This is a genomic window from Vibrio sp. 2134-1 (genome assembly GCF_033339495.1).
The window spans coordinates 1-502 of the sequence record NZ_JAWOUS010001031.1 but is presented as its reverse complement, the minus strand read 5'-3'; the positions used below and the strand labels follow the sequence as shown (position 1 = coordinate 502).

General features: G+C 46.6%; 2 pseudogenes. Both read right to left on the bottom strand.

From position 1 onward, the window contains the following. A pseudogene (locus tag R7R78_RS29880) lies at positions 1–314 on the bottom strand (hypothetical protein); the annotation flags it as partial. Between the two features lie 32 nt (positions 315–346). Next, positions 347–502, bottom strand: a pseudogene (locus tag R7R78_RS29875) (outer membrane lipoprotein-sorting protein); the annotation flags it as partial.

Sequence of the window (502 nt, the reverse complement as noted above, 5' to 3'; positions counted from 1 at the left end):
GCCTCGCCCCACCATTCATGCTCACCTTGCTGATTGAGATACAAACCTTGGCTGTACAAGGTGAATAAGCCACTGATGTTTTGATAATTCACTTGCACATCAAGTAAAGCGTTGAGCGAGTCACGCGCGCTTCCTTGCGCCTCCATAAACGCGCTATCTCGCAGCTTGGCAGTTTCGTAACTTACCGCCCAATCCCATTCAAAACTCCACTCATCATTGGCCGCAACAGGTGCAACCATCCATAATGAAGCGGCAATGAAGCTAATCGCAACGCTGTTTACATTGATGATGGCGTTAAAGAATCGCACTTTCATAAAACATCCTTGATGGCGTTAATAACCTTAAATTACAGCTCCGATGTATTGGCTTTCGGCAAATAACTCGGGTTGTAGAATTTGTTATCCAACTGCCACGGGACGATTTCTTGATACTCAATCACCGTCTTTTTGCTCGGTTGAATGCTGTCGAGCAGGGTCATCTCACTGACGTAATCTTCGCCGCG